A 24,447-nucleotide genomic window follows, 5' to 3' on the forward strand; every position below is an offset into this window, starting at 1 on the left:
TACGGAATAAACAAAATGGCTATCACCGACGTCGTCGTCCCCCAACTCTCCGAATCCGTTTCCGAAGCGACCCTGCTGACCTGGAAGAAGCAGCCCGGCGCTGCCGTCGAAGCGGACGAAATCCTGATCGAAGTCGAGACCGACAAGGTCGTGCTGGAAGTGCCGGCCCCCGCCTCGGGCGTGCTGGCTGAAATCGTCAAGGGCGATGGCAGCACCGTGACCTCGGGCGAAGTCCTGGCCCGTATCGACACCGCCGGCAAGGCCGCCGCCACCCCGGCCACCGCCCCCGCCGCCGAAGCGCCCAAGGCCGCCGCGCAAGCCGCCGCCGCCCCGGCCGCTCCCGCCTCGACCGCCGCCGCCGGCGTGGCTTCGCCCGCCGCCGCCAAGATCCTCGCCGAAAAGGGCGTGGACGCCGCCAGCGTCGCCGGCACCGGCCGTGACGGCCGCGTCACCAAGGGCGACGCCCTGAACGCCAGCGCCCCCGCCGCCAAGGCCGCCCCGGCCAAGGCCCCGGCCGCCCCCGCCCCGACCACGCTGTCGCTGGACGGCCGTCCGGAACAGCGCGTGCCGATGAGCCGCCTGCGCGCCCGCATCGCCGAGCGCCTGCTGCAATCGCAACAGGAAAACGCGATCCTGACCACGTTCAACGAAGTGAACATGCAAGCGGTCATCGATCTGCGCAACAAGTACAAGGACAAGTTCGAGAAGGAGCACGGCATCAAGCTGGGCTTCATGTCGTTCTTCGTCAAGGCCGCCGTTGCCGCGCTCAAGAAGTTCCCGCTGATCAACGCCTCGATCGACGGCAAGGACATCATCTACCACGGCTACTTCGACATCGGTATCGCTGTCGGCAGCCCGCGTGGCCTGGTGGTGCCGATCCTGCGCAACGCCGACCAACTGTCGATCGCTGAAATCGAAAAGACCATCGCCGACTTCGGCCGCCGCGCCGCCGACGGCAAGCTGGGCATCGAAGAGATGACCGGCGGCACGTTCTCGATCTCCAACGGTGGCGTGTTCGGCTCGATGCTGTCGACCCCGATCATCAACCCGCCGCAATCGGCCATCCTGGGCGTGCACGCCACCAAGGATCGCGCCGTGGTGGAAAACGGCCAGATCGTCATCCGTCCGATGAACTACCTGGCCCTGTCCTACGACCACCGCATCATCGACGGCCGCGAAGCCGTGTTGGGCCTGGTCGCCATGAAGGACGCCCTGGAAGATCCGCAGCGCCTGTTGCTGGACCTGTAATCTCGGCGCCCTGAGCCCGGCGCCCGCGCGACCTGTGTGTCGGCGGCGCCCGGCCGGCCCCACGGGCCGGCTTGCGCGGGCCGGGGCGAGTTTCACTCCCTCCTCATTCGCGAGAACACTATGTCCAAACAATTCGACGTCGTCGTCATCGGCGCGGGCCCCGGCGGCTACATCGCCGCCATCCGCGCCGCGCAGCTCGGCATGTCGGTGGCTTGCATCGACGCCTGGCAGAATGGCCAAGGCGGCCCGGCTCCCGGCGGCACCTGCACCAACGTCGGTTGCATCCCGTCCAAGGCGCTGCTGCAATCGTCCGAACACTTCGAGCAGGCCAACCACCACTTCGCCGAGCACGGCATCGAAGTCAAGGGCGTCAGCCTGAAGCTCGACACGCTGATCGGCCGCAAGAACTCGGTGGTCAAGCAGAACAACGACGGCATCCTGTACCTGTTCAAGAAGAACAAGGTCACCTTCTTCCATGGCAAGGGCGCGTTCGCCGGCCAGGTCGAGGGCGGCTGGGCCATCAAGGTCACCGGCACCGCCGAGGAAGACCTGGTTGCCAAGCACGTGGTGGTCGCCACCGGTTCGTCGGCGCGCGAGCTGCCCGGCCTGCCGTTCGATGAAAAGGTCGTGCTGTCCAACGACGGCGCGCTGAACATCGGCGCCGTGCCGAAGACGCTGGGCGTGATCGGCGCCGGCGTGATCGGCCTGGAAATGGGCAGCGTGTGGCGCCGCCTGGGCGCGGAAGTCACCATCCTGGAAGCGATGCCGGAGTTCCTGGCCGCCGCCGACCAGCAAGTGGCCAAGGAAGCCCTGAAGGCCTTCACCAAGCAAGGCCTGAACATCCAGATGGGCGTCAAGATCGGCGAGATCAAGGCGACCGCCAAGTCGGTGACCGTGCCCTACGTCGACGCCAAGGGCGCCGAGCAGAAGCTGGTGGTGGACAAGCTGATCGTCTCGATCGGCCGCGTGCCCTACACCGGCGGCCTGAACGCCGATGCCGTGGGCCTGAAGCTCGACGAGCGCGGCTTCATCGCCGTGGACGGCGACTGCAAGACCAACCTGCCTAACGTCTGGGCGGTGGGCGACGTGGTGCGCGGCCCGATGCTGGCGCACAAGGCCGAGGAAGAGGGCGTGGCGGTTGCCGAGCGCATCGCCGGCCAGCACGGCCACGTCAACTTCGACACCGTGCCGTGGGTGATCTACACCTCGCCGGAAATCGCCTGGGTCGGCAAGACCGAGCAGCAGCTCAAGGCCGAAGGCCGCGAGTACAAGGCCGGCAGCTTCCCGTTCCTGGCCAACGGCCGCGCCCGCGCGCTGGGCGACACCACCGGCTTTGCCAAGGTGATCGCCGACGCCAAGACCGACGAGGTCCTGGGCGTGCACATCGTCGGTCCGATGGCCTCGGAACTGATCTCGGAAGCCGTGACCATCATGGAATTCCGCGGCGCCGCCGAAGACATCGCCCGCATCTGCCACGCGCATCCGACGCTGTCGGAAGCCGTGAAGGAAGCCGCCCTGGCCGTCGACAAGCGCGCCTTGAACTTCTGATCCGCCACGCTGCGGCTCTGCCAAAGGGGGCGGGTTTTCGGACCCGCCCTTTTTTTCTTTTGCCTGTGTCATCTCCATGAACGTCCGCGAATACTACGAACACGCCCTGGCCGAACGCGGCTACAAGCCCGATGAAGCCCAGAAGAAGGCGATCGACCGGCTGCAGCGCTATTACGACGAGTGGGTCAAGTTCAAGGCGATGCGCTCGAACGCCCTGAAGAAGCTGCTGAACCGTCCCGATGTGCCGCGTGGCGTCTATCTGTGGGGCGGGGTGGGGCGCGGCAAGAGCTTCCTGATGGACGCCTTCTATGCCACCGTGCCGGTGGTGCGCAAGACGCGCCTGCACTTTCACGAATTCATGCGCGGCGTGCATCGCGAACTGGAGGAGGTGAAGGGCATGCAGGATCCGCTGGACGAAGTGGCCAGGCGCGTGGCCAAGCGCTACCGCCTGATCTGTTTCGACGAGTTCCACGTGTCGGACGTGGCGGATGCGATGATCCTGCACCGCCTGCTGTTCAAGCTGTTCGAGTACGGCACTTCGTTCGTGATGACCTCCAACTACGAGCCGTCGACGCTGTATCCCGACGGCCTGCACCGCGACCGCGTGCTGCCGGCGATCGAGCTGATCCAGGCGCGCATGGACGTGATGAACGTGGACGCCGGCGTCGACTATCGCCGCCGCTCGCTCGAGCAGGTGCAGTGCTACCACACGCCGCTGGACGAGAGCGCGCAACAGGCCTTGCAGCAGGCCTTCGACAGCCTGGCCGACACGCCACCGCAGGAGCCGCTGCTGCATATCGAGCATCGCGAGATCCGCGCGCTGGCGCTGGCCGGTTCGGTGGTGTGGTTCGACTTCGCCACGCTTTGCGGCGGTCCGCGTTCGCAGAACGATTACCTGGAGCTGGCCAATCGCTTCCATGCGGTGATCCTGTCCGGCGTGCCGCGCATGGGGCCGCGCCAGGCTTCCGAGGCGCGCCGCTTCACCTGGCTGATCGACGTGTTCTACGACCATCGCGTCAAGCTGATCATGTCGGCCGAATGCGAACCGGAAGAGATCTACACCGAGGGCGCGCTCGCCAACGAGTTCCATCGCACGGTATCGCGCATCCTGGAAATGCAGTCGCGCGAATACCTCGAGTCGGAACGCCGCCTGACCGCAACGTTGTAGTTATGCCGCAAGCGTCCGCGCGCGGGGCGGACGTGGCGCAATTTGCGGCATTTGCGTTGGTAATGCAAGTCATTATCAATTAACATCCGAAGACTTCTGGTCCCGCGCCGCAGTCTTCCCGTGTCCTCCCCCCTCCTTTCGTCTCCGGCCTCCTGCGCCGATGCGCCCGCCACGCAGGTCGACGGCCTGTACCGGGACCATCGGCCCTGGCTGTTCGGCTGGCTGCGCCGCAAGCTCGGTTGCGCGCATCGCGCGGAGGACCTGGCGCAGGACGTGTTCGTGCGCGTGATCCAGGGCCGCAAGACGGTGCGGGCCGGCGAGGCTCGGGCGCTGCTGACCACCATCGCCAAGGGGCTGGTGATCGATCATCAGCGCCACGCGGCGCTGGAACATGCCTACCTGGCCTATCTGGCCGACCTGCCCGAGGCCCATGCGCCGTCGCCCGAGACACAGGCCGAGCAGATGCAGGCCCTGATGCAACTTGACCGCCTGCTCGACAGCCTTCCGCCCAAGGCGCGCTCGGCGTTCCTGCTGTCGCAGCTGGACGGCCTGACCTATCCCGAAATCGCCCAGAGGCTGGGCGTGTCGCTCAGTTCCGTGCAGCAGTACATGGTGCGCGCCATGTCGGCCTGTTATGCCGCGCTTTATGACTAGCGCCGCCACGCAGCCCGATGCCGTGGTGCGCCAGGCCATCGCCTGGTGGGCGCGCCTGCAGTCGGGCATAGCCGATGCCGGCGAGCGCGAGGCCTGTCAGGCCTGGCTGGCGCAGGATCCGGCGCATCGCAAGGCCTGGGAGCGGTTGGAAACGATCGGCCGCGATGCGCGCCGCGTGCCGGCGGCGCTGGCGCATACGGCGCTGGACGGCCCGGCGACGCCCGACCGCCGCGTGGCCCTGCGCAATTTGCTGACGCTGGCTGGGGTGGGCGTGGCGGGTTGGGCTGGCTACCGGCATGCGCCGTGGCAGCGCCTGGCCGCCGATGTCAGCACCGGCATCGGCGAACGGCGCGCGGTGGCGGTGGCCGACGGCCTGCACGTCACCCTGAACAGCGACAGCGCGCTGCGGCTGGCAAGCGGCGCGCGCGGCATCCACCTGTTGCGCGGCGAGATCCTGGTGAGCGCGCAGGCGCGACCAGGCGCCGCCCCGGTGCGCGTGGACACCGGCCATGGTGTGCTGCTGGCGGACAACGCGCGTTTCGACGTGCGCCGCACGCCGGGTGGCGCACAGTTGGGTGTCTACGAGGGCAGTGTCGCCTTGCTGCGCGATGGCGCGTCGACGCAGGCTGCCGAAGCGGGCGAACGCCTGAGCTACGACGACCTGGGCGGGGTCGAGCGGCAGGCGGCCGATCCGGATCGCCTGGCCTGGGTCGACGGTCTGGTGGTGGCCAAGGACTGGCGCCTGGACCATTTCGCCGACTACCTGGCGCGCCAGCGAGTCGGCGTGATACGGGTGGACCCGGCAGTGGCGGGCCTGCGGCTGTCGGGCGTGTTCCCGCTGGACGACGCCGAGCGCGCGCTCCGGGCGCTGGAGCCGGCGCTGCCCATCGTGGTGACGCGCCACACACAGTACTGGCTGCAGGTCGGGCCACGCGCGGCCTGAGCGTTACAAATTTCCTGATCGATGCATTGCAGGTTTTCCTTCCTGGTACGGAAAGGCAGAGATAGAGACCTACGTACAAGGGAGTTTTTCGTGTCCGCTTCATCTTGCCCGCGCCTGGGCGCATCCTTGACCGCCGGCCGTCTGGCCGTGCTCGCCGCCACTTGCGCCGGCGCCTGGCTGGCCGCCGCGCCCGCCGCCTGGGCGCAAGCCTCGCCCGCCGCGGCCCAGGCGCCGCGCACCTATCAGATCGCCGCTGGCCCGCTGGGCGATGCGCTGACCCAATTCGCGCGCAGCGCGGGCGTGGTGCTGTCGTTCGATCCGGCGCAGGTGCGCGGCTTGCGGTCCGAAGGCCTGAACGGCGCCTATCCGGTGGGCGCCGGCTTCGCCCGCATCCTGGCTGGCAGTGGTCTGCAGGCGCGGGCCCAGGCCGGCAATTCCTGGACGCTGGTGGCGGCGCCCTCCGGCGACACGCTGACGTTGGCGCCGGTGACGGTGTCGGCCAGTTCCCTGAGCGCCTTTGCGCCGACCGCGGGCTACGTGGCCGGCGCCAGCGTCAGCGCCACCAAGACCGACACCCCGCTGATCGAGACGCCGCAATCGGTGTCCGTGGTCACGCGCGAGCAGATTGCGGAGCAGGGCGCGCAGACGCTGAACCAGGTGTTGCGCTACACGCCCGGCGTGGCGACCGAAACGCGCGGCGCGACCGCCACGCGGCTGGACCAGTTCAGCGTGCGCGGCTTCTCCGCATCGACCTACCTGGACGGCCTGCGTGTGTTCGGCGGGCGCGATGCCTTGCCGCAGGTGGACGCCTATCGTCTGGAGCGGGTCGACGTGCTGAAAGGGCCGGCCTCGGTGATGTACGGGCAGGGCGGCCCCGGCGGCGTGGTCAACCAGGTCAGCAAGCGGCCGCTGGAAGAAGCGCTGCATGAAGTCGAGCTTCAGGTTGGCAACTACGATTACCGGCGCGCCAACTTCGACTTCGGCGGCCCGCTGGACGCAGAGGGCAAGTACCTGTACCGCCTGGTGGGATCGGGCTACATGTCAGACGGCCAGATCGACCACACCAAGGAGCGCCGCTACTTCGTCTCGCCGGCCTTCACCTGGAAGCCCAACGGCGACACCTCGCTCACCGTGCTGACGAACTTCCAACGCGATCCCGACATGGGGTCGTATGGCGCCGCGCCGCCGATGCGCACGCTGCTGTCGGCGCCGGACGGCATCCGCCTGTCGCCACGCTACTACGACGGCGACGCCAATTTCGAGAAGAGCGACCGCAAGAGCTATTCGCTCGGCTACGTGCTGGACCACCGCTTCAGCGATGCCCTGAAGGCGACGCAGAGCCTGCGCTGGACCCATTCCGACGCCAAATACCGCAGCATCTATGGCGCGTCCAGTCGCTTCTACGGCTACACCGACAGCCGTTACCTGTACCAGCAGCGTGCCGCGATCGCGACCGACGTCGAGGTCGGCGCGCTGACCATCGACAACAACCTGCAGGCGCGCTTCGATACCGGCGCCTTCGGCCACACGGTGCTGCTGGGCTTCGACTACCAGCATGTCAAGACCGACACGCTGTCCGGCTTTGGCAGCGCGCCCGCGCTGAACGTGATGAACCCGGACAACCACCAGGACATCCCGGTGCCGGCGTTCTCCACCGACGCCACCACCAAGCAGTACCAGACCGGCCTGTACTTCCAGGACCAGATCAAGATCGACCGCCTTTCGGTGCTGCTGGGCGGACGCTACGACTGGTCGCGCAACGTCGGCGAGAGCACCGCCATCGCCACCGGCCGCACCACGCCCTCGTCGTTGCGCGCGGAGGCCTTCACCGGCCGTTTCGGCGTGATCTACAACTTCGACAACGGCGTGGCGCCGTACTTCAGCTACTCCGAATCGTTCGAACCGCAGTCGGGCACGGGCTGGAACAACGCGCCCTTCAAGCCGATCGAGGGCAACCAGTACGAGGTCGGCATCAAGTACCAGCCGCCGGGCAGCGCGACGTTGCTGTCGGTGGCCGCGTTCGACATCCGCCGCGAAAACATGCTGACCACCGATCCGGACCCGACGCATCTGTGCGGCACGTCCAACGCGCGCTGCCAGATCCAGTCCGGTGAGTTGCGTACGCAGGGCATCGAGCTGGAAGCCAAGACCGAACCGCTGCGCGGGCTGACACTGATGGCGGGCTATTCGCTGCTCGATAACGCCTATTCCAAGGCCAATCCAAGCACCTCCGGGCTGAACCTGAAGGGCAAGGCGCCGGTGGGCGTGCCCTCGCAGCAGGCTTCGGCCTGGGCCCGCTACCAGTTGCAGGGCGGTGCGCTGGCCGGCCTGGGCGTGGGCGGCGGCGTGCGCTACATCGGGTCGTCGTACGGCGACGAGGCCAACACCATGAAGGTGCCGTCAGTCACGTTGTTCGACCTGATGCTGGACTACGACCTGGGCCGCGTGTCGCCGTCGCTCAAGGGCATGCAGGTGGCGCTGAACGTGCAGAACCTGTTCGACAAGGAATACATCGCTTCTTGCTCGGGCGATTCCTGGTGCTGGTACGGCTACCAGCGCTCGATCAAGGCCAGCCTGCGTTATCGCTGGTAGGCCGGACGGCCCGTTCGCGGCGTAGCCGTGGACGGGCAGGCACGCAAAGCCTCACATCGTAGTGAGAATGGTTATAATTCAGACCCTTGCCGAGAGAGAGTCGTCGCGGGGCGGTTCCAGACCGGCATTCACAACAGGAAGATCGACAATGAAATTCGCAAGGACTTTGGCAGCCATCGCGCTGCTGGGCAGCGCCGGCGCGGCGCAGGCGCACTTCGTCTGGCTCGAGCGGGCCGACCAGGGGGCGGCAAAGGCGTACTTCGGCGAATGGGCGGACGACCTGCGTGAAAAGCGCGACGGCCTGCTGGGCAAGGTCCTGGTGGCGCCGGTGGTGACCGGTGCCGACGGCAAGGCGCTCAAGGCGTCGGCCGAGGGCGCGGATTTCGTCGAGTTCGCCGCCAGCGGCAAGGGCGACGTGCGCCTGTCGCAGCCGATCCAGTTCAAGGACACGCTGATGCAGTACGGCGCCAAGGCCGGCCGCGAAGACACCCAGGGCAAGCTCGACCTGGAACTGGTGCCGGCCGCCGCGGGCAGCAACACCTTCGTGCTGCAGTTCAAGGGCAAGCCGCTGGCCAAGACCGAGGTCACCGTGTTCGGCCCGCCCAAGTGGGAAAAGCGCTTGCGCAGCGACGAGAACGGCCGCATCGAGATCACCACGCCGTGGCCGGGCCAGTACGTGCTGGAAGCCGCCCACGTCGAGGACAAGGCCGGCGAGGCCGATGGCAAGGCCTACGCCAAGATCCGCTACGTTTCCACCCTGACCTTCAACGTGACCAAGTGAAAGCTCCCGCAGCCGGCGCAGGCATGATGCGCTACCGTCTGGCCGTGGCCTCGCGGGCCCTGGCCGCCATCCTCGGCGGCTACGGCCTGGCCTCGGCGGCCGCGGCCTGCCTGGCCGTCTGGCTGCCCATGCAGCGCGCCGACGCCGTCGTCACGGCGCAGATGTCGGCCTTCGTGGTCTACACCTGTGGCGTCATCTGGGTGTTCGCCACTCGCAACGCCTGGCGCGCCTGGGCCGGCATCCTGTTGCCGGCGGCGCTGTTCGGCGGCCTGTTCCTGATCGGTCGCATGGTGGGGGGCGCATGAAACCCAGCACCGGAAAAGCGCAAGGCGAAGAGGGCCTGCGCCAATCCATGTCGTGGCTGCACACCTGGTCGGGCCTGATCTTCGGCTGGGTGCTGTTCCCGATGTTCCTGACCGGCACGCTGTCATTCTTCCGTCCCGAGATCACCCGCTGGATGCAGCCCGAGATCCAGGCGCAGGCCGCGCCCACGCTCGAATCCGTGGCCATGGCGCAGCGCTACCTGGCCGAGCACGCGCCCGACGCCAAGCGCTGGTTCATCACGCCGCCAACCGATCGCGAACCGCTGATCCAGCTGCTGTACCAGGTGCCCAAGCCCAAGCCGGGCGAACGCGGCTTCGTGCGCGCCAAGCTTGATCCGCGGACCGGGCTGGCCGTCAGCGGGCGCGAAACGCGCGGCGGCGACTTCTTCTACCGCTTCCATTTCGAACTCGAGATGGCGTTCCCGTGGGGACGCTGGCTTGCCAGCATCGCCGGCATGTTCATGCTGGTGGCCATCATCAGCGGCATCATCACGCACAAGAAGATCTTCGCCGACTTCTTCACCTTCCGCCCCAAGAAGGGCGGCCAGCGGGCCTGGATGGACGGCCACAATGCGCTGTCGGTGCTGGGGTTGCCGTTTCACCTGATGATCACCTTCAGCGGCCTGGTGCTGTTCATGGCCATGCTGATGCCCGCCGGCATCATGGCGGTCTATGAAAACCCGCGGCAATATTCGGATGACGTGTTCGCGGCATTCAAGGTCACGCCGCCGCGCAACGAGGCGGCGCCCCTGACGGCGCTCGCACCGTTGGTGGAGCAGGCGCAGCAGCGCTGGCATGGCCGCGTGGGCCGCGTCACGGTCAACAATCCCGGCGATGCCGGCGCCACGGTCACCGTCACCCGCGATGCGGCCGATGGCGTGTCCTACGGCCGCCTGGCGCCCTACATGCGATTCGATGGCGTCAGCGGCGCCTACCAGGAAGGGCAGGACGAACTGAGCCCCACCGTGCGCACCGCCGGCGTGGTCGTCGGCCTGCACCTGGGCCTGTTCGCCGAGCCGCTGCTGCGCTGGTTCTATTTCCTGGTCAGCCTGGCGGGCACGGGCATGGTCGGTTCCGGCCTGGTGCTATGGATCGCCAAGCGCCGCCAGAAGGCGCGCCCCGGTGCGCGCGAGGCCTTCTCGCTGCGCCTGGTGGACGGTTTGAATGCCGGCACCATCGCCGGCCTGTTCATCGCGGTCGCCGCGTTCTTCTGGGCCAACCGGCTGGTGCCGGCCGAGCTCCCGGGTCGCCAGTTGTGGGAAGTGCGCGCGTTCTTCGCCGCCTGGGGCCTGTCGCTGGCATACGCGTTCCTGTTCCCGAAGCGCAAGTGGGTGGATCTGCTGAGACTGGCCGCCGTTTCGCTGGCGCTGGTGCCGGTGGTCAATGCCTTGACCACTTCGCGTCACCTTGGCGTGTCGCTGGCGGCGGGCGACTGGGTCATGGCGGGATTCGACCTGACCTGCCTGGCGGGCGCGTTGCTGCTGGGCTGGATAGCGCGCAAGGCTGCCCGGGCGCGCAAGGCGCCGGCCAGGGGCGCTGCCAAGACGCCCGTCCGTGCTCGCGCCGCCACGGCCGCTGAAGCGTCCGCGCCCGCCGCGGCGCAAGTGCAGGCCCGGACCCGTCCCGCCGAGTCATCCGTCCCGACGCCGCCGCATTCCCCTTCCGAAGCCGCCTATGAATCGAGGTGATACGCCATGACGCTCGCCGCCTTCTGCCTGGCCTATGCGGGGTTCTCCGCCCTGTGCCTGGGCATGGACCGTCACTACGAAGACCTGTTCGACCGCGCTTTGCCACGCCGCCATCGCGTGCCGTTGCGGGTCTTCGGCTGGCTGGCGCTGGCCCTGTCGCTGTGCGCCTCGGCCGCAGTCTGGGGTTGGAGCTATGGCACGGTCGAATGGATCGGCATCCTCAGCATCGCCGGCCTGCTGCTGATCTGGTTCCTGACCTTCCGGCCGCGCGCCGCGCTGACGGCCGGCGGGGTGTGCGCGCTGGCCGCGCCGCTGCTGGCCGTCCTGTAACCACGGCGTCGCCCGCGCGGCACGTTACACTGGGCGTTTCACCAAGCAAACGCCTGCATCGTCCATGAACACCCGCGTCCTTACTGGCATCACCACCTCCGGTACCCCCCACCTCGGCAACTACGCTGGCGCGATCCGCCCGGCGGTCCAGGCGAGCACGCAACCGGGCGTCGACGCGTTTTTCTTCCTGGCCGATTACCACGCCCTGATCAAGTGCGACGACCCGGCCCGCGTGGCCCGTTCGCGGCTTGAAATCGCCGCCACCTGGCTGGCGGTCGGGCTCGATCCCGAGCGCGTGACCTTCTACCGCCAGTCGGACATCCCGGAGATCCCCGAGCTGAGCTGGCTGCTGACCTGCGTCACGGCCAAGGGCCTGATGAACCGCGCGCACGCCTACAAGGCCTCGGTCGACCAGAACGTGGCCAAGGGTGTGGATCCCGATGACGGCGTGACCATGGGCCTGTTCTCGTATCCGGTGCTGATGGCGGCGGACATCGTCATGTTCAACGCCAACAAGGTGCCGGTGGGCCGCGACCAGATCCAGCACCTGGAAATGGCGCGCGACATCGCCCAGCGCTTCAACCACCTGTACGGCCGCGAATACTTCACGCTGCCCGAGGTCGCCATCGAAGAGGACGTGGCCACGTTGCCGGGCCTGGACGGCCGCAAGATGTCCAAGAGCTACAACAACACCATCCCGCTGTTCGAGGGCGGCGCCAAGGCGCTGCGCGCCTCGATCATGCGCATCGTCACCGACTCGCGCGAACCGGGCGAACCCAAGGACGCCGAAGGCTCGCACCTGTACACCATCTACCGCGCCTTCGCCACGCACGAACAGGCCGCGGCCTTCCGCAAGCAACTCGAGGAAGGCCTGGGCTGGGGCGAGGCCAAGCAGGCGCTCTACGATCACCTGGAGAACCTGCTGGCGCCGATGCGCGAGCGTTACTTCGACCTGATGGCCAACCCCGGCCGCATCGAGGACGTGCTGCAGGCCGGCGCCGCCAAGGCGCGCAAGCTGGCGGTGCCGATGATGCGCGAGCTGCGCGAGGCCGTGGGCCTGCGCAACCTGAACGCGCAGGCGCCGGGCAAGGACGCGCCGGCCAGGAAGGAAAAAGGCAAGGGCGCGCGTTTCGTCAGTTTCCGTGACGAGGACGGCGGCTTCCGTTTCCGCTTCCTGGCCGCCGATGGCGAGGAGCTGCTGTTGTCGCAACGCTTTGCCGATCCGAAGCAAGCCGGCGTGCTGATGCGCCGCCTGCAGGCGGAGTCTCCCGAGGCTCTGTTGCAAGCCACGGCTGAGGGCCTGACTGCGGTACTGGACGGCGTCACCGTGGCGACGGCGCCGGCCGGCGCCGTCGGCGACGCCCAGGCGCAATTGGCGAAGACGCGCGACGCGTTACGCTCGATGGCTCAGGAATAACGCCGCGCAGGCGGCAAGACGAGGGCGGCGCCATTGCGCCGCCCTTGTCGTTTTTGTTCTCCAGGAAAGGCTTGCCGCGCGTCGTCGCCGTTAGCGCGCGTTGGCGGAAACGATGCGGCCGTCGCGCACCTGGAATCGTTGCGCGCTGCCCTGGCCCGCGATTTCCAGCATGTCGCCTTCGGAATAGCCTGTCACGTTGGGGCAGTCGAGCCACTCGGGGTTGATGAACGGAAAATACTTGAGCGTGCCGCTGCCCTGGCTGACGAAATCGAACGTGGTGTTGGCCACGACTTCCGGATCCCATTGGCTGGCATCGAAGGTCAGCGCACAGCCGGCGCCGATGCGGTAGGTGATGCTGGCGCCCATGCTGGCGAATCCCAGCGCGCCCACGTGCAGTTGCGCGCCGTTGGCCAGCTCGATGACCCGGTTGCCCAGGCGTTCCAGCGTGATGTGTTTGAAGGTGACTTCGGCGCCATCCACGGTCAGGTGGGCATATTGGCCGAGAGTGACCTCGTTGTAGGCGCCGCTCGGGCTGGCTTCCTTCTTGGTGATGATTGCCGTTTCGTTGGCGGCAAGCGTAATTGTGTTGCGCATGGCGGGACGGATCTCCGGTGTCTCTGGTATGGCGCTGTTTTTCTTGTGCTTCGACCTGATAGACGTTTGCGCCGCAGCTCGCCTGATCATGGGTTTGCTTCCGCCGTGCGTGCCCGATCCGCCGGCTTATTATTTAGACACAATTCGATATTTTCTCTTATTTTTGTTGCGTCCGGCTTGAGACAACGCAAGGAGGGGCGGACTCTGAGGGAAAGTCCTTAGTTGAATGACAACCGTGAATGACAACCGGCGCATGTGCGCCGGTTGGTGAGACTTGGGCAGGCCGCCTGGCCGGCTCCTGCGGGGAGCGGCCAGGGGAGGGGCTCAACGCTTGAGCTTGGCGAATGCGTCGGCCATGGCGCTGTTCATTGCGCCGCTGCCGCCGGCGTTGCCGCGGCCGCCGTCGCCCTGCGGGCGGCGGCCGCCACGATCGCCGCCCTTGGGGGCGTCAGCGCCGCGCCGGGCGGGCACGGCGGCGTCGTTCATGCGCATGGTCAGGGCCACGCGCTTGCGCGCCACGTCCACTTCCAGCACCTTCACGCTGACGGTCTGGCCCACGCGCACCACGTCGCGCGGATCCTTCACGAACTTCTCGGCCAGCGCCGAGATGTGGACCAGCCCGTCCTGGTGCACGCCGATGTCGACGAACGCGCCGAAGTTGGCGACGTTGGTCACCACGCCTTCGAGCACCATGCCGGGATACAGGTCATTGAGCGTCTCGACGCCTTCCTTGAACTGGGCGGTCTTGAACTCGGGACGCGGATCGCGGCCGGGCTTTTCCAGTTCGGCGAAGATGTCGCGCACCGTCGGCAGCCCGAAGCGCTCGTCCGTGAAATCAGAGGGCGACACGCCCTTGAGCGCGTCGCGCTGGCCGATGATCTGCTTCACCTCGGCCTTGATCTTGGCCACGATGCGCTCGACCACCGGATACGCCTCCGGGTGCACCGACGAGGCATCCAGCGGATTGTCGCCGTTGGGAATGCGCAGGAAGCCCGCGGCCTGCTCGAAAGCCTTGTCGCCGAAGCGCGGCACCTTGCGCAGTTGTTCGCGGGTGGGGAAGGCGCCGTTCTCGTCGCGCCAGGCCACAATGTTCTTGGCCAGCAGCGAGTTCAGGCCCGACACGCGCGCCAGCAGCGCGGCGGAGGCCGTGTTGACGTCCACGCCGACCGCGTTCACGCAGTCCTCGACCACCGCGTCCAGCGAACGCGCCAGCTCGCGCTGGTTGACGTCGTGCTGGTATTGGCCGACGCCGATGGCCTTGGGATCGATCTTGACCAGCTCGGCCAGCGGATCCTGCAGGCGGCGCGCGATCGACACGGCACCGCGCAGCGTCACGTCGAGATCGGGGAATTCCTGCGCGGCGGTTTCCGATGCCGAGTACACCGAGGCGCCGGCCTCGGATACCACCACACGCGTGACCTTCAGGTCGGGGAAGCGTTCCTGCATGTCGCCCACCAGCTTCTCGCTTTCGCGCGATGCCGTGCCGTTGCCGATCGCGATCAGGTCGACCTTGTGGCGCGCGACCAGCGCGGCCAGGGTGTTGATGGTGCCCTCGCGGTCGCGGCGCGGCTCGAACGGGTAGACAGTGGTGGTGTCGACCACCTTGCCGGTACGGTCGATCACGGCCACCTTGCAACCGGTGCGGATGCCAGGGTCCAGGCCCAGCACGGCCTTGGGGCCGGCCGGCGCGGCCAGCAGCAGGTCTTTCAGGTTGGCGGCGAATACGCGGATGGCCTCGGCCTCGGCGGTCTCGCGCAGGCGGCCGATCAGTTCGCTTTCGAAAGCCGTCACCAGCTTGACGCGCCAGGTCCAGCGGCAGACTTCGCCCAGCCAGCGCGCGCGCGGCGAGGCGTCGAGGGCGAACAGGCCATTGCCCAGCTTCAGGAAGCTGGCGATGCGCGCCACGCAGGGATGCGGGGTTTGCGCTTCGAGTTCTGCTTCCAGTCCCAGGCGGATTTCCAGCACGCCTTGCTGGCGGCCGCGCAACAGCGCCAGGATGCGATGGGACGGCAGCGTGCGCAGCGGCTCGTTGAAGTCGAACCAGTCGCGGAAGTTGGCGCCTTCGGTTTCCTTGCCGTCGACCATCTTGGAATACAGATAGCCGGTGGACCAGAGGTGCTCGCGCATGTCGGCCAGCAGGTCGGCGTTCTCGGCGTAGCGCTCGGCCAGGATGTCGCGGGCGCCGTCCAGCGCCGCCTTGGTGTCGTTGATCGAGGCTTCGGGATTCAGGTACTGCGCGGCCAGCGCGGCCGGGTCGCAGGCCGGGTCGGCCAGGATGGCGTCGGCCAGCGGCTCCAGGCCGGCCTCGCGGGCGATCTGGGCGCGCGTGCGGCGCTTGGGCTTGTACGGCGCGTACAAGTCTTCCAGGCGCTGCTTGGTGTCGGCGCTGGCGATTTCCTGCTGCAGTTCGGGCGTCAGCTTGCCTTGCTGCGAGATCGATTCGAGGATCGCGCCGCGGCGTTCTTCGAGTTCGCGCAGGTAGCCCAGGCGCACTTCCAGGTTGCGCAGGACGGTGTCATCCAGGCCGCCGGTGGCTTCCTTGCGGTAGCGCGCGATGAACGGCACGGTGGCGCCGTCGTCAAGCAGTTCCACCGCCGCGGCGATCTGGGAGGCGCGTGCGCCGAGCTCGGTGGCGAGCTGGGCAACGATGCGGGCATTGTCGACGCCGGCGGCGACGTTCGTGATAACGGAAGTTTCAGACATCTCGATACGACGGCAAAAAAGGAAAAACAAGGGGCGGATTGTGCCATAAGCCGTTGTTACAGAACGTGCCAGGGTGGACACATCCGTCCCCATGGGACGGGACGTTTGCGACGCGTTGGGCGGAAAAGCGCAGCGCCAGCGGGTATCATTTGGTCCTTTCCCACCCATTCTGGGTCTGGCGCCCCGACCGTCCACCGGCACGGTCGCCTTCGACGCCAGGCTGTATCCATGCTGGACCTGGACATCTCCGAATTCTTCGCCGAGGACGGCCCGCTCGCGTCGGCCTTGCCCGGCTACAAGCCGCGCCCTTCCCAAGTGGAACTGGCCCAGGCCATCGGCCAGGCCATTCAGGACCGCGCCACGCTGGTGGCCGAGGCCGGCACCGGCATCGGCAAGACCTGGGCGTATCTTGTACCCGCCTTCATCCAGGGCGGCAAGGTGCTGATTTCCACCGGTACCCGCACGCTGCAGGACCAACTGTTCACGCGCGACCTGCCGCGGGTACGGGCGGCGCTGGCGGCCCCGGTGACGGCCGCGCTGCTCAAGGGGCGCGGCAACTACGTCTGTCACTACCATCTTGATCGCCTGCAGGGCGACGAACGCGCCTTGAAGTCGCGCACCGAAATCCAGCAACTGCGCCAGATCCAGGTGTTCGCCGGCATTTCCAAGACCGGCGACCGCGGCGACCTGGCCCAGGTGCCCGAAGACGCCGACATCTGGCAGCGTGTCACCTCGACCCGCGAGAACTGCCTGGGCCAGGAATGCCCGCGCATCCGCGACTGTTTCGTGGTCAAGGCTCGCCGTCAGGCGCAGGAAGCCGACGTGGTGGTGGTCAACCACGCCCTGTTCATGGCCGACCTGGTGCTGCGCGAAGAGGGCGTCACCGACCTGCTGCCGGAGGCCGACACCGTCATCTTCGACGAAGCGCACCAGTTGCCCGACACGGCCACCCGCTTCCTTGGCAGCAGCGTGTCGACGCACCAGTTGCTGGATTTCGGCCGCGCGCTCGAAGCCGCCGGCCTGGCCTATGCGCGCGAAGCCACCAAATGGAGCGACGTCGCGCGGCACCTGGAAACCGCCACGCGCGAATTGCGCCTGGTCTGTGCGCCGCTCGAGCGTCTGCCGGGCCGCAAGGCCACGTTCGAGGCCATTCCCAACGCCGATGAGTTCGATGCCGCGTTCGCGGTGTTGCGCGAGGCGGTGGACATCGCCACCAACGCGCTGGGTTCGGTCGCCGAGCGCCATCCCGACCTGGTGGCCGCCGCCCGCAGCGGCGCTGAAATCGCCGTGCGCCTCAAGCGCTGGGCCACGCCGGGCCGCGACGGCGCCGGCTTCGACGACGAGGGCTGGGGCCGCGACGACCAGGCGCCGGCATCGGCCCCGCAACCGGCGCTGGGCGATGGCCTGTCCACGCCTGCCGCGATCCTCGAAGGCGCGGCCGCGGCGGTGGAATGGACCGGCCCGGCGGTGCGCTGGGTCGAGCATGGCCAACACCATGTGCGGCTGCATTCGGCGCCGCTGTCGGTGGCGCAGGCATTCTCCAAATACCGCAAGCCGGGCCAGGCCTGGATCATGACTTCGGCCACATTGTCGGTGAATGGCGAGTTCACGCACTTCACCGGCCAACTGGGCCTGGATCGCGCCCGCACCGGCAAGTGGGAATCGCCCTTCGATTATCCCGAGCAGGCGCTGCTGTTCGTGCCGCGCGGCATGCCCGAGCCGCAATCGCCGCAGTTCCTGGACCGCTTCGTGCAGACGCTGCTGCCGTTGCTGGAAGCCAGCCCGGGCGGCACGCTGGTGTTGTGCACCACGCTGCGCGCCGTGGACAAGGTCGCCAACCTGCTGGCCGACGCCTTCGACGACGCCGGCCACGACTGGCCGCTGCTCAAGCAGGGCGAGGGCACGCGCCGCGACCTGCTGGACCGTTTCTGCAAGCTGACGCACCCGGTGCTGGTGGGCAGCGCCAGCTTCTGGGAGGGCATCGACCTGCCGGGCGACGTGCTGACGCTGGTGGCGATCGACAAGCTGCCGTTCGCGCCACCGGACGATCCGGTGATCGAGGCGCGGCTGCGGGCCTGTCGCGCCCACGGCGGCAATCCGTTCTCGGAATACCAGTTGCCCGAGGCCGCGATCTCGCTCAAGCAGGGCGCTGGCCGCCTGATCCGCACGGAATCGGACTGGGGCGTACTGATGGTGGGCGATGCCCGCCTGGTCGAGAAGCCCTATGGCAAGCGCCTGTGGCGCGGCTTGCCGCCATTCGCGCGGACGCGCGAACTGGAAGAGGTGCTGGCTTTCTACCGCCGCAAGCAGGAATAGGGCGGGCTGGCCAGGCAGAAGCGGACCGTCCTGACTCGCACCGCGCGAATAGGACCCAAGGACGTCGCCGGACAAAAAAAGCCCCTCGAGAGATCGAGGGGCTTCCCATACTGTCGGTGTTCAGTTGAACGGATTCCACCAGCTCTTGTCGGCCTTCAGGCCCTTGTCCTTGAACGAGCTGTTGGGAAAGTTCTTGTCGAGCACGCGCTGCGCGTCGTTTTTCAGTTCGGTCATGCCGAGCTTGTCGTAGGACTGCACCATCAGGTAGAGCGCTTCCTCGGTGGCGGGGGCGCCCTCGAAGTCGGTGATGACGGTCTGCGCGCGGTTGGCGGCGGCGATGTAGGCGCCGCGCTCGTAGTAGTAGCGGGCCACGTGTACTTCGTTCATGGCGATGGTGTTGACCAGCCAGGCCACCCGCTTGATGGCATCCGGGGTGTACTTGCTGTCCGGGTAGCGCTTGATCAGGTCATTGAACGCGTCATACGAGGCGCGCAGGCCCTTGGGGTCGCGTTCGGCCGGATCCTGGCCGGTGATGTTGCTCATGAAGGCGCTGGCCGGCGTGAAGTTGATCAGGCCCTTCAGGTACAGCGCGTAGTCGGTGCCGGGATGGTTGGGGTAGAGCTGCTGGAAGCGGTCGATCGCGGCCAGCGCCTGTTCGTTTTCGCCATCCTTCCAGTTGACGTAGGCCAGCTCGAGCAGGGCCTGCTGGGCGTAGACGCCGAAGGGATAGCGGCTCTCGATGGCGGTCAGGCGCTCGCGCGCTTCTTTCCAGCCGCCCGAGGAGATTTCGGCCTTGGCGTCGGCGTAGAGCTGCTCGGCGCTCCAGTTCGTGGTCTTGTCGTACTTGCTGTTGGTCGAACCGCAACCGGCGATCGCGATGACGGCAAATAGCGCGATAACCACGCGCAAAACCGACCCGCTTCGGGAGGCGGGGTTCAAGGGAGCTGCGGAGTGGTGAATCACGAGAATCGTATCCTTGGTGTTAGCATGGCAGGCTGATTATATGATTTGTCTCCATGTCCGATACAGCCATCAGCGCAGATCTCGTTTCCGACGATGAGCTCCTGAGCCTTTCCGGCGAAAACCCGCGCGGCGAACCGCAATTTGTAACGGTGCCCGCGGGCACCCGCGCCGACCGGCTGGACAAGGTGCTGGCCGGACTGTTGACGGACCATTCCCGCAGCCGGCTGCAGGGCTGGATCGAGGCCGGCAACGTCCACGTCAACGGCGCGCCCGGCAAGGTCCGCCAGACGGTGGGGCCGGGCGACGAAATCACGGTCTGGGCCCAGCCGGCTCCCGAGACGCTGGCTTTCGCCCCCGAACCCATCGATTTCCCCGTGGTCGATGAAAGCGCCGACTGGATCGTGGTGAACAAACCCGCCGGCCTGGTGGTGCACCCCGGCGCCGGCAACTGGAGCGGCACGCTGCTCAACGGCCTGCTGCACCGCTATCCCGAACTGGCGCAGGTGGCCCGCGCCGGTATCGTTCACCGGCTGGACAAGGACACTTCGGGGCTGATGGTGGTGGCGCGCAATGAAATCGCGCAGACCCATCTGGTGCGCCAGTTGCAGGCGCGCAGCATGGGGCGTGAATACGTCGCCCTGGCGCACGGCTGGCTGGTCCGCGCCGGCAAGGTGGACCGCCCGATCGGCCGCGACCCGCGCGTGCCGGTGCGCATGAGCGTCGAGCGGCCCGTGGCGCCGAAACCCGCCATCACCCACTATGCCCCCGCGCGGTGCGGCCAGGTCGATCCCGGCGGCCGCGTCACCGAGGTGGTGTGCCGCCTGGAAACCGGCCGCACCCACCAGATCCGGGTGCACCTTGCCAGCCTCGGGCATCCGCTGCTGGCGGATGCGATCTACGGCGGCAAGAACATCGCGGGCGCGCAGCGGCAGATGCTGCACGCCCGCGCCCTGCATTTCGATGATCCGGGCGGTCGCGGCGAGGTTCAGTTCGCCGCCCCCGTGCCGGCGGACATGACCCTGGTCCAGGAAGCGATCGCATGGAACGCATGATTGAAGGCTTGCCCGTGGTGACCGGCCCGGCGTGGGCCGGCGTCAACTATTTCTGCACCACCCGCGCCGGCGGCGTGGGCGTGGCGCCGCACGACACCCTCAACCTGGGCCGCCGCGCCGGAGACGATCCCGATACCGTGGCCGAGAACCGCCGCCGCTTGCGCGCGGCGCTTCCGGCCGAGCCGCTGTGGCTGCGGCAGGTGCATGGCAGCGACGTGGTCGACGCCGACGCCGCCGACCTGCCCGACGAGCCGGCGCTGGACGCCAGCGTCACCGCGCGCCCGGGCCGCGTGCTGGCCGTAATGGTGGCGGACTGTCTGCCGGTGGTCATCGCCGACGCCGACGGCAGCGTCCTGGGCGCGGCCCACGCTGGCTGGCGCGGCCTGTCCGGCGGCGTATTGGAAAACACCCTGGCCGCCATGCGCGCCAAGGCCCCGGCCGCTACCGCCTGGCGCGCCTGGGTCGGCCCGGGCATCGGGCCGGAAGCCTTCGAGGTCGGTCGCGACGTGCTGGACGCCTTCCTGGCGGACGATCCCGCCACGGAAACCTACTTCCGGCCGCGTCCGGGCGTTTCGGGCAAATGGCTGGCCGACCTGGCCGGCCTGGCCGAATTCCGCCTGCGCCGGGCCGGCGTGCAGGATGTCACGCTGAGCGGCCTGTGCACCGTGGCGGACGCCGGACGCTTCTTTTCCTACCGTCGCGACAGCGAGACCGGCAGGATGGCTTTGCTGGCCTGGCTCGACCCGGTCTGATCCAGCGCAAAGCGGCCGCGCCCGCGGGCGGCTAGGCTTGCTGGCCTCATTGAATACCCGCATTGACAGTGCTGAACCCGACATGCAACATCAATCGGGAAGTCTCGATAACAAGGTGTCGAAGTGAATGCCAATCTCTCCGCCTCAGGGCCCCTTCCGGTGAGCGTGGCTCCGGACGTCCTGGCCGATATCCAGGCTGAATTCTCGCGCGAATGGCAGCGCCTGTGCGACGACGCCCGTCGCGGCGCGCTGGCTCCGCCGGCCGACCGGCGTTTCGCTGGCCAGGCCTGGGCCGCCAATGGCCAGCACCTGCTGATGGCCCATACCTATCTGCTGTCGGCCCGCGCCATGTCGCGCATGGTCGATGCCGCGCAGGTCAGCGAGCCGATGCGCGACCGGCTGCGTTTTTCGATCATGCAGTGGGTAGACGCGCTGTCTCCCTCGAACTTCCTGGCCCTGAACCCCGACGCCCAGCAGTCCATCGTCGAAAGCGCCGGCCGCGCCCTGAACGAGGGCCTGGCCAATCTGCTGGGCGACGTCAAGAAAGGCCGCATCACCCAGACCGACGAGACGCAGTTCGAGATCGGCCGCAACGTGGCGGTGACGCCCGGCGAAGTGGTGTTCGAGAACCGGCTGTTCCAGCTGATCCAGTATGCCCCCGCCACGGCCACGGTGCACGAGGTGCCGCTGGTGATCGTGCCGCCGAACATCAACAAGTTCTATATCCTCGACCTGCAGCCCGATAACTCGTTCGTGCGCCATGCGGTCGAACGGGGTTTCACCGTTTTCCTGATCTCCTGGCGCAACCCGCTGGCCAGCGATACCGACGGCGTCGATCGCGCCACCTGGTCCGACTATCTCGACGACGCGGTGCTGCAGGCGCTGCGCGTGGCCAGCGACATCACGCGCCAGCCGCAGGTCAACGCCCTCGGTTTCTGCGTCGGCGGCACCATGCTGGCCTCGGCGCTGGCGTTGGCCGAGGCGCGCGGCGAACATCCCGTCGCGGCGTTGACGCTGCTGACCTCGCTGCTCGATTTCCATGACACCGGCATCCTGAGCGTGTTCGTCGACGAGACCCACGCCTTGCTGCGCGACCACCAATTGGGCGCCGGCGGACTGATGCCGGGCCGCGATCTGGCCACCACCTTTTCGTTCCTGCGGCCAAACGAGCTGGTCTGGAACTACGTGGTCGGCAACTATCTCAAGGGCCAGAAGCCGCCGGCCTTCGATCTGCTGTTCTGGAACGGCGACAGCACCAACCTGCCGGGGCCGTTCTTTTCCTGGTACTTCCGCAACACGTATCTCGAGAACAATCTCAAGGTGCCGGGCCGCGCCCAGGCGGCGGGGCTGCCACTGGACCTCACGCGACTGTCGATGCCGGCGTATATTTTCGGTTCGCGCGAAGATCACATCGTGCCGTGGGTCTCGGCCTATGCCTCGACCCAGGTGCTGCGCGGTCCGCAGCGTTTCGTGCTGGGCGCGTCGGGCCACATCGCCGGGGTGGTCAACCCGCCGGCCAAGAAGCGCCGCAGCTATTGGGTGGCCGAAGGCGCCGGCGCCGAGGGCCGCCCCCTGCCGGGCGATCCCAACGCCTGGCTGGCGCAGGCGCAGGAAAAACCAGGAAGCTGGTGGCCCGACTGGGCGGACTGGCTGGCCGGGCATTCCGGCAAGCAGGTCAAGGCTCGGGCAAAATCAGGTAACGCCAGATACCGGCCGATCGAGCCGGCGCCTGGCAGGTATGTGAAGGTCAGGGCCACCTGAAACCGCGCTTGCGGTGGGCCCCGGGCCAATAAGAAGTAGAAGAAGTAGAAGTCAATCAACGAGGCGTCCGTCGCACACAGGAGGAAGTCCAATGAGCGGAAAACTGGCTTACGTTACAGGCGGGATGGGCGGGATCGGCACCTCTATTTGCCAGCGCCTGGCCAAAGAGGGCTTTCGCGTCGTGGCAGGCTGCGGCCCGAGCCGCAATTACCAGCAATGGCTGGATGAGCAGGCGGCGCAGGGATATACCTTCCATGCTTCCGTCGGCAATGTGTCCGACTGGGATTCCACCGTCGCCGCCTTCGAGCGCGTCACGGCGGAACTTGGCCAGGTCGATGTGCTGGTCAACAACGCGGGCATCACCCGCGATGGCCTGTTCCGGAAAATGACCGCCGACGATTGGCGCGCGGTCATCGACACCAACCTGAACAGCCTCTTCAACGTGACCAAGCAGGTCATCGACGGCATGGTCGAGCGGCAGTGGGGGCGCATCATCAACATCAGTTCGGTGAACGGCCAGAAGGGCCAGTTCGGCCAGACCAACTACTCCACGGCCAAGGCCGGCATCCATGGCTTCACCATGGCGCTGGCCCAGGAAGTCGCGAGCAAGGGCGTCACCGTCAACACCATCTCGCCCGGCTACATCGGGACCGACATGGTGCGCGCCATCCGCCCCGACGTGCTCGAGAAGATCGTCGCCACCATCCCGGTGCGTCGCCTCGGCACGCCCGAAGAAATCGCCTCGATGACGGCATGGCTGGCTTCCGATGAATCCGGCTTTTCCACCGGCGCGGACTTCTCGCTCAACGGCGGCCTGCACATGGGCTGACGCATCGCGGGCTGCCCTCGGGCGGCCGTTCCAGGCCGCGGCGCTTCGGGGAGAAGGCGCCGCGGCATTACACTTCACCCTATTCGAAGTCTTAGAGATCGCCCGATCCGGGGACAACCATGACGCAAGCACAAACCGGCGCCAGCCTGCGCCTGATTAAAAAGTACCCCAACCGTCGCCTGTACGACACCCGGACCAGCACCTACATCACCTTGGCGGATGTCAAGCAACTGGTCCTGGCCAACGAAGAATTCCAGGTTGTCGACGCCAAGAGCGCCGAGGACCTCACCCGCAGCATCCTGCTGCAGATCATCCTCGAAGAGGAGAGCGGCGGCATGCCCATGTTCTCATCGAACATGCTGTCGCAGATCATCCGTTTCTACGGCCACGCGATGCAGGGCATCATGGGTTCCTACCTGGAAAAGAACATCCAGGCCTTCATGGAAATCCAGCAGCGCATGGCCGAGCAGTCCAAGGGGCTGTACGGCAGCCAGTTCGGCCCCGAGGCCTGGACCCAGTTCATGAACGTGCAGACGCCGATGCTGCAGAACATGATGAACAACTACATCGACCAGAGCAAAAACCTGTTCGTCCAGATGCAGGACCAGATGCAAGACCAGACCCGGGCCATGTTCTCGAACTTCCCGTTCACGCCGGGCGGTTCGCAAGGCGGCGGCCGCAAGCCGTAGCGGATCCTCCGGACTCGCGGCCTGGCCGCGGTCGAGAAAACCAGCCAGCCGGCGGCGCGATTGCCCGCCGGCTTTCTTTTGGCTTGACGGTACGCA

General features: G+C 67.3%; 20 protein-coding genes. 17 read left to right on the forward strand and 3 right to left on the reverse strand.

Going from position 1 to position 24,447, the window contains the following annotated elements:
* The first annotated feature begins 15 nt into the window (after nucleotides 1-15).
* The 11 genes from odhB (at nucleotide 16) to SB816_RS17690 (ending at nucleotide 12,692) form a co-directional block, all read left to right on the forward strand.
* Complete coding sequence (gene odhB / locus SB816_RS17640) at nucleotides 16-1,248, forward strand: 2-oxoglutarate dehydrogenase complex dihydrolipoyllysine-residue succinyltransferase (RefSeq protein ID WP_144654986.1); 1,233 nt, start codon at nucleotides 16-18, stop codon at nucleotides 1,246-1,248.
* Nucleotides 1,249-1,368: 120 nt separating this feature from the next.
* Nucleotides 1,369-2,796, forward strand: a complete 1,428-nt coding sequence (gene lpdA / locus SB816_RS17645) for a dihydrolipoyl dehydrogenase (RefSeq protein ID WP_006389383.1) — start codon at nucleotides 1,369-1,371, stop codon at nucleotides 2,794-2,796.
* Between the two features lie 76 nt (nucleotides 2,797-2,872).
* On the forward strand, nucleotides 2,873-3,964 hold the full coding sequence (gene zapE, locus SB816_RS17650) for a cell division protein ZapE (protein ID WP_054501489.1): 1,092 nt from the start codon (nucleotides 2,873-2,875) through the stop codon (nucleotides 3,962-3,964).
* Nucleotides 3,965-4,084: 120 nt separating this feature from the next.
* Nucleotides 4,085-4,618, forward strand: a complete 534-nt coding sequence (locus tag SB816_RS17655) for a sigma-70 family RNA polymerase sigma factor (protein WP_020924631.1) — start codon at nucleotides 4,085-4,087, stop codon at nucleotides 4,616-4,618.
* Nucleotides 4,611-5,561 carry a DUF4880 domain-containing protein gene (locus SB816_RS17660; protein WP_410547336.1) on the forward strand — a complete coding sequence of 317 codons (951 nt, stop codon included), beginning with the start codon at nucleotides 4,611-4,613 and terminating at the stop codon, nucleotides 5,559-5,561. Before SB816_RS17655 ends, SB816_RS17660 begins: the two co-directional genes overlap by 8 nt.
* A 90-nt stretch (nucleotides 5,562-5,651) precedes the next feature.
* Nucleotides 5,652-8,153, forward strand: a complete 2,502-nt coding sequence (locus SB816_RS17665) for a TonB-dependent siderophore receptor (RefSeq protein WP_410547337.1) — start codon at nucleotides 5,652-5,654, stop codon at nucleotides 8,151-8,153.
* Between the two features lie 148 nt (nucleotides 8,154-8,301).
* On the forward strand, nucleotides 8,302-8,934 hold the full coding sequence (locus tag SB816_RS17670) for a DUF4198 domain-containing protein (RefSeq protein ID WP_410547338.1): 633 nt from the start codon (nucleotides 8,302-8,304) through the stop codon (nucleotides 8,932-8,934).
* Between the two features lie 23 nt (nucleotides 8,935-8,957).
* Nucleotides 8,958-9,239, forward strand: coding sequence for a DUF3649 domain-containing protein (locus SB816_RS17675; RefSeq protein WP_006389389.1), 282 nt, complete (start codon nucleotides 8,958-8,960; stop codon nucleotides 9,237-9,239).
* Entirely contained in the window at nucleotides 9,236-10,945 is a 1,710-nt protein-coding gene (locus tag SB816_RS17680) for a PepSY-associated TM helix domain-containing protein (protein WP_410547339.1), read from the forward strand. The genes SB816_RS17675 and SB816_RS17680 overlap by 4 nt, the downstream gene beginning before the upstream one ends.
* Before the next feature lie 6 nt (nucleotides 10,946-10,951).
* Nucleotides 10,952-11,275, forward strand: a complete 324-nt coding sequence (locus SB816_RS17685; RefSeq protein WP_054501485.1) for a DUF3325 domain-containing protein — start codon at nucleotides 10,952-10,954, stop codon at nucleotides 11,273-11,275.
* Between the two features lie 64 nt (nucleotides 11,276-11,339).
* Nucleotides 11,340-12,692: a tryptophan--tRNA ligase gene (locus SB816_RS17690; RefSeq protein ID WP_410547340.1), complete on the forward strand. Its 1,353-nt coding sequence runs from the start codon at nucleotides 11,340-11,342 to the stop codon at nucleotides 12,690-12,692.
* A gap of 90 nt (nucleotides 12,693-12,782) precedes the next feature.
* Here SB816_RS17690 and SB816_RS17695 read toward each other — a convergent pair whose 3' ends face one another.
* Entirely contained in the window at nucleotides 12,783-13,286 is a 504-nt protein-coding gene (locus SB816_RS17695) for a hypothetical protein (protein WP_054501483.1), read from the reverse strand.
* A 324-nt stretch (nucleotides 13,287-13,610) separates the two neighbouring features.
* A complete protein-coding gene (gene tex / locus SB816_RS17700; RefSeq protein ID WP_064528685.1) occupies nucleotides 13,611-15,989 on the reverse strand; it encodes an RNA-binding transcriptional accessory protein Tex in 2,379 nt (792 codons plus the stop codon).
* A 228-nt stretch (nucleotides 15,990-16,217) separates the two neighbouring features.
* On the opposite strand from tex, the gene SB816_RS17705 reads away from it, so the two are divergent.
* Nucleotides 16,218-18,305 carry an ATP-dependent DNA helicase gene (locus tag SB816_RS17705; protein WP_054501481.1) on the forward strand — a complete coding sequence of 696 codons (2,088 nt, stop codon included), beginning with the start codon at nucleotides 16,218-16,220 and terminating at the stop codon, nucleotides 18,303-18,305.
* Nucleotides 18,306-18,425: 120 nt separating this feature from the next.
* Here SB816_RS17705 and SB816_RS17710 read toward each other — a convergent pair whose 3' ends face one another.
* A complete protein-coding gene (locus SB816_RS17710) occupies nucleotides 18,426-19,214 on the reverse strand; it encodes an outer membrane protein assembly factor BamD (protein ID WP_054501480.1) in 789 nt (262 codons plus the stop codon).
* 107 nt (nucleotides 19,215-19,321) lie between these two features.
* Between SB816_RS17710 and SB816_RS17715 the strand changes: the two genes are divergently transcribed.
* The 5 genes from SB816_RS17715 (at nucleotide 19,322) to phaR (ending at nucleotide 24,351) form a co-directional block, all read left to right on the forward strand.
* Nucleotides 19,322-20,320, forward strand: a complete 999-nt coding sequence (locus SB816_RS17715; protein WP_054501479.1) for an RluA family pseudouridine synthase — start codon at nucleotides 19,322-19,324, stop codon at nucleotides 20,318-20,320.
* A complete protein-coding gene (gene pgeF, locus SB816_RS17720; RefSeq protein WP_372414981.1) occupies nucleotides 20,308-21,072 on the forward strand; it encodes a peptidoglycan editing factor PgeF in 765 nt (254 codons plus the stop codon). The genes SB816_RS17715 and pgeF overlap by 13 nt, the downstream gene beginning before the upstream one ends.
* A 123-nt stretch (nucleotides 21,073-21,195) precedes the next feature.
* Nucleotides 21,196-22,833 carry a class I poly(R)-hydroxyalkanoic acid synthase gene (gene phaC, locus SB816_RS17725; RefSeq protein WP_054501477.1) on the forward strand — a complete coding sequence of 546 codons (1,638 nt, stop codon included), beginning with the start codon at nucleotides 21,196-21,198 and terminating at the stop codon, nucleotides 22,831-22,833.
* A gap of 91 nt (nucleotides 22,834-22,924) precedes the next feature.
* On the forward strand, nucleotides 22,925-23,662 hold the full coding sequence (locus SB816_RS17730; protein ID WP_054501476.1) for a 3-ketoacyl-ACP reductase: 738 nt from the start codon (nucleotides 22,925-22,927) through the stop codon (nucleotides 23,660-23,662).
* A gap of 119 nt (nucleotides 23,663-23,781) precedes the next feature.
* Nucleotides 23,782-24,351 (forward strand): polyhydroxyalkanoate synthesis repressor PhaR, encoded by a 570-nt coding sequence (gene phaR / locus SB816_RS17735; RefSeq protein WP_006393587.1) that lies wholly within the window; start codon nucleotides 23,782-23,784, stop codon nucleotides 24,349-24,351.
* Nucleotides 24,352-24,447: the final 96 nt, after the last annotated feature.

The sequence above is a fragment of the Achromobacter sp. SIMBA_011 genome (assembly GCF_046535435.1).
Taxonomy (GTDB): Bacteria; Pseudomonadota; Gammaproteobacteria; order Burkholderiales; family Burkholderiaceae_B; genus Achromobacter; species Achromobacter dolens.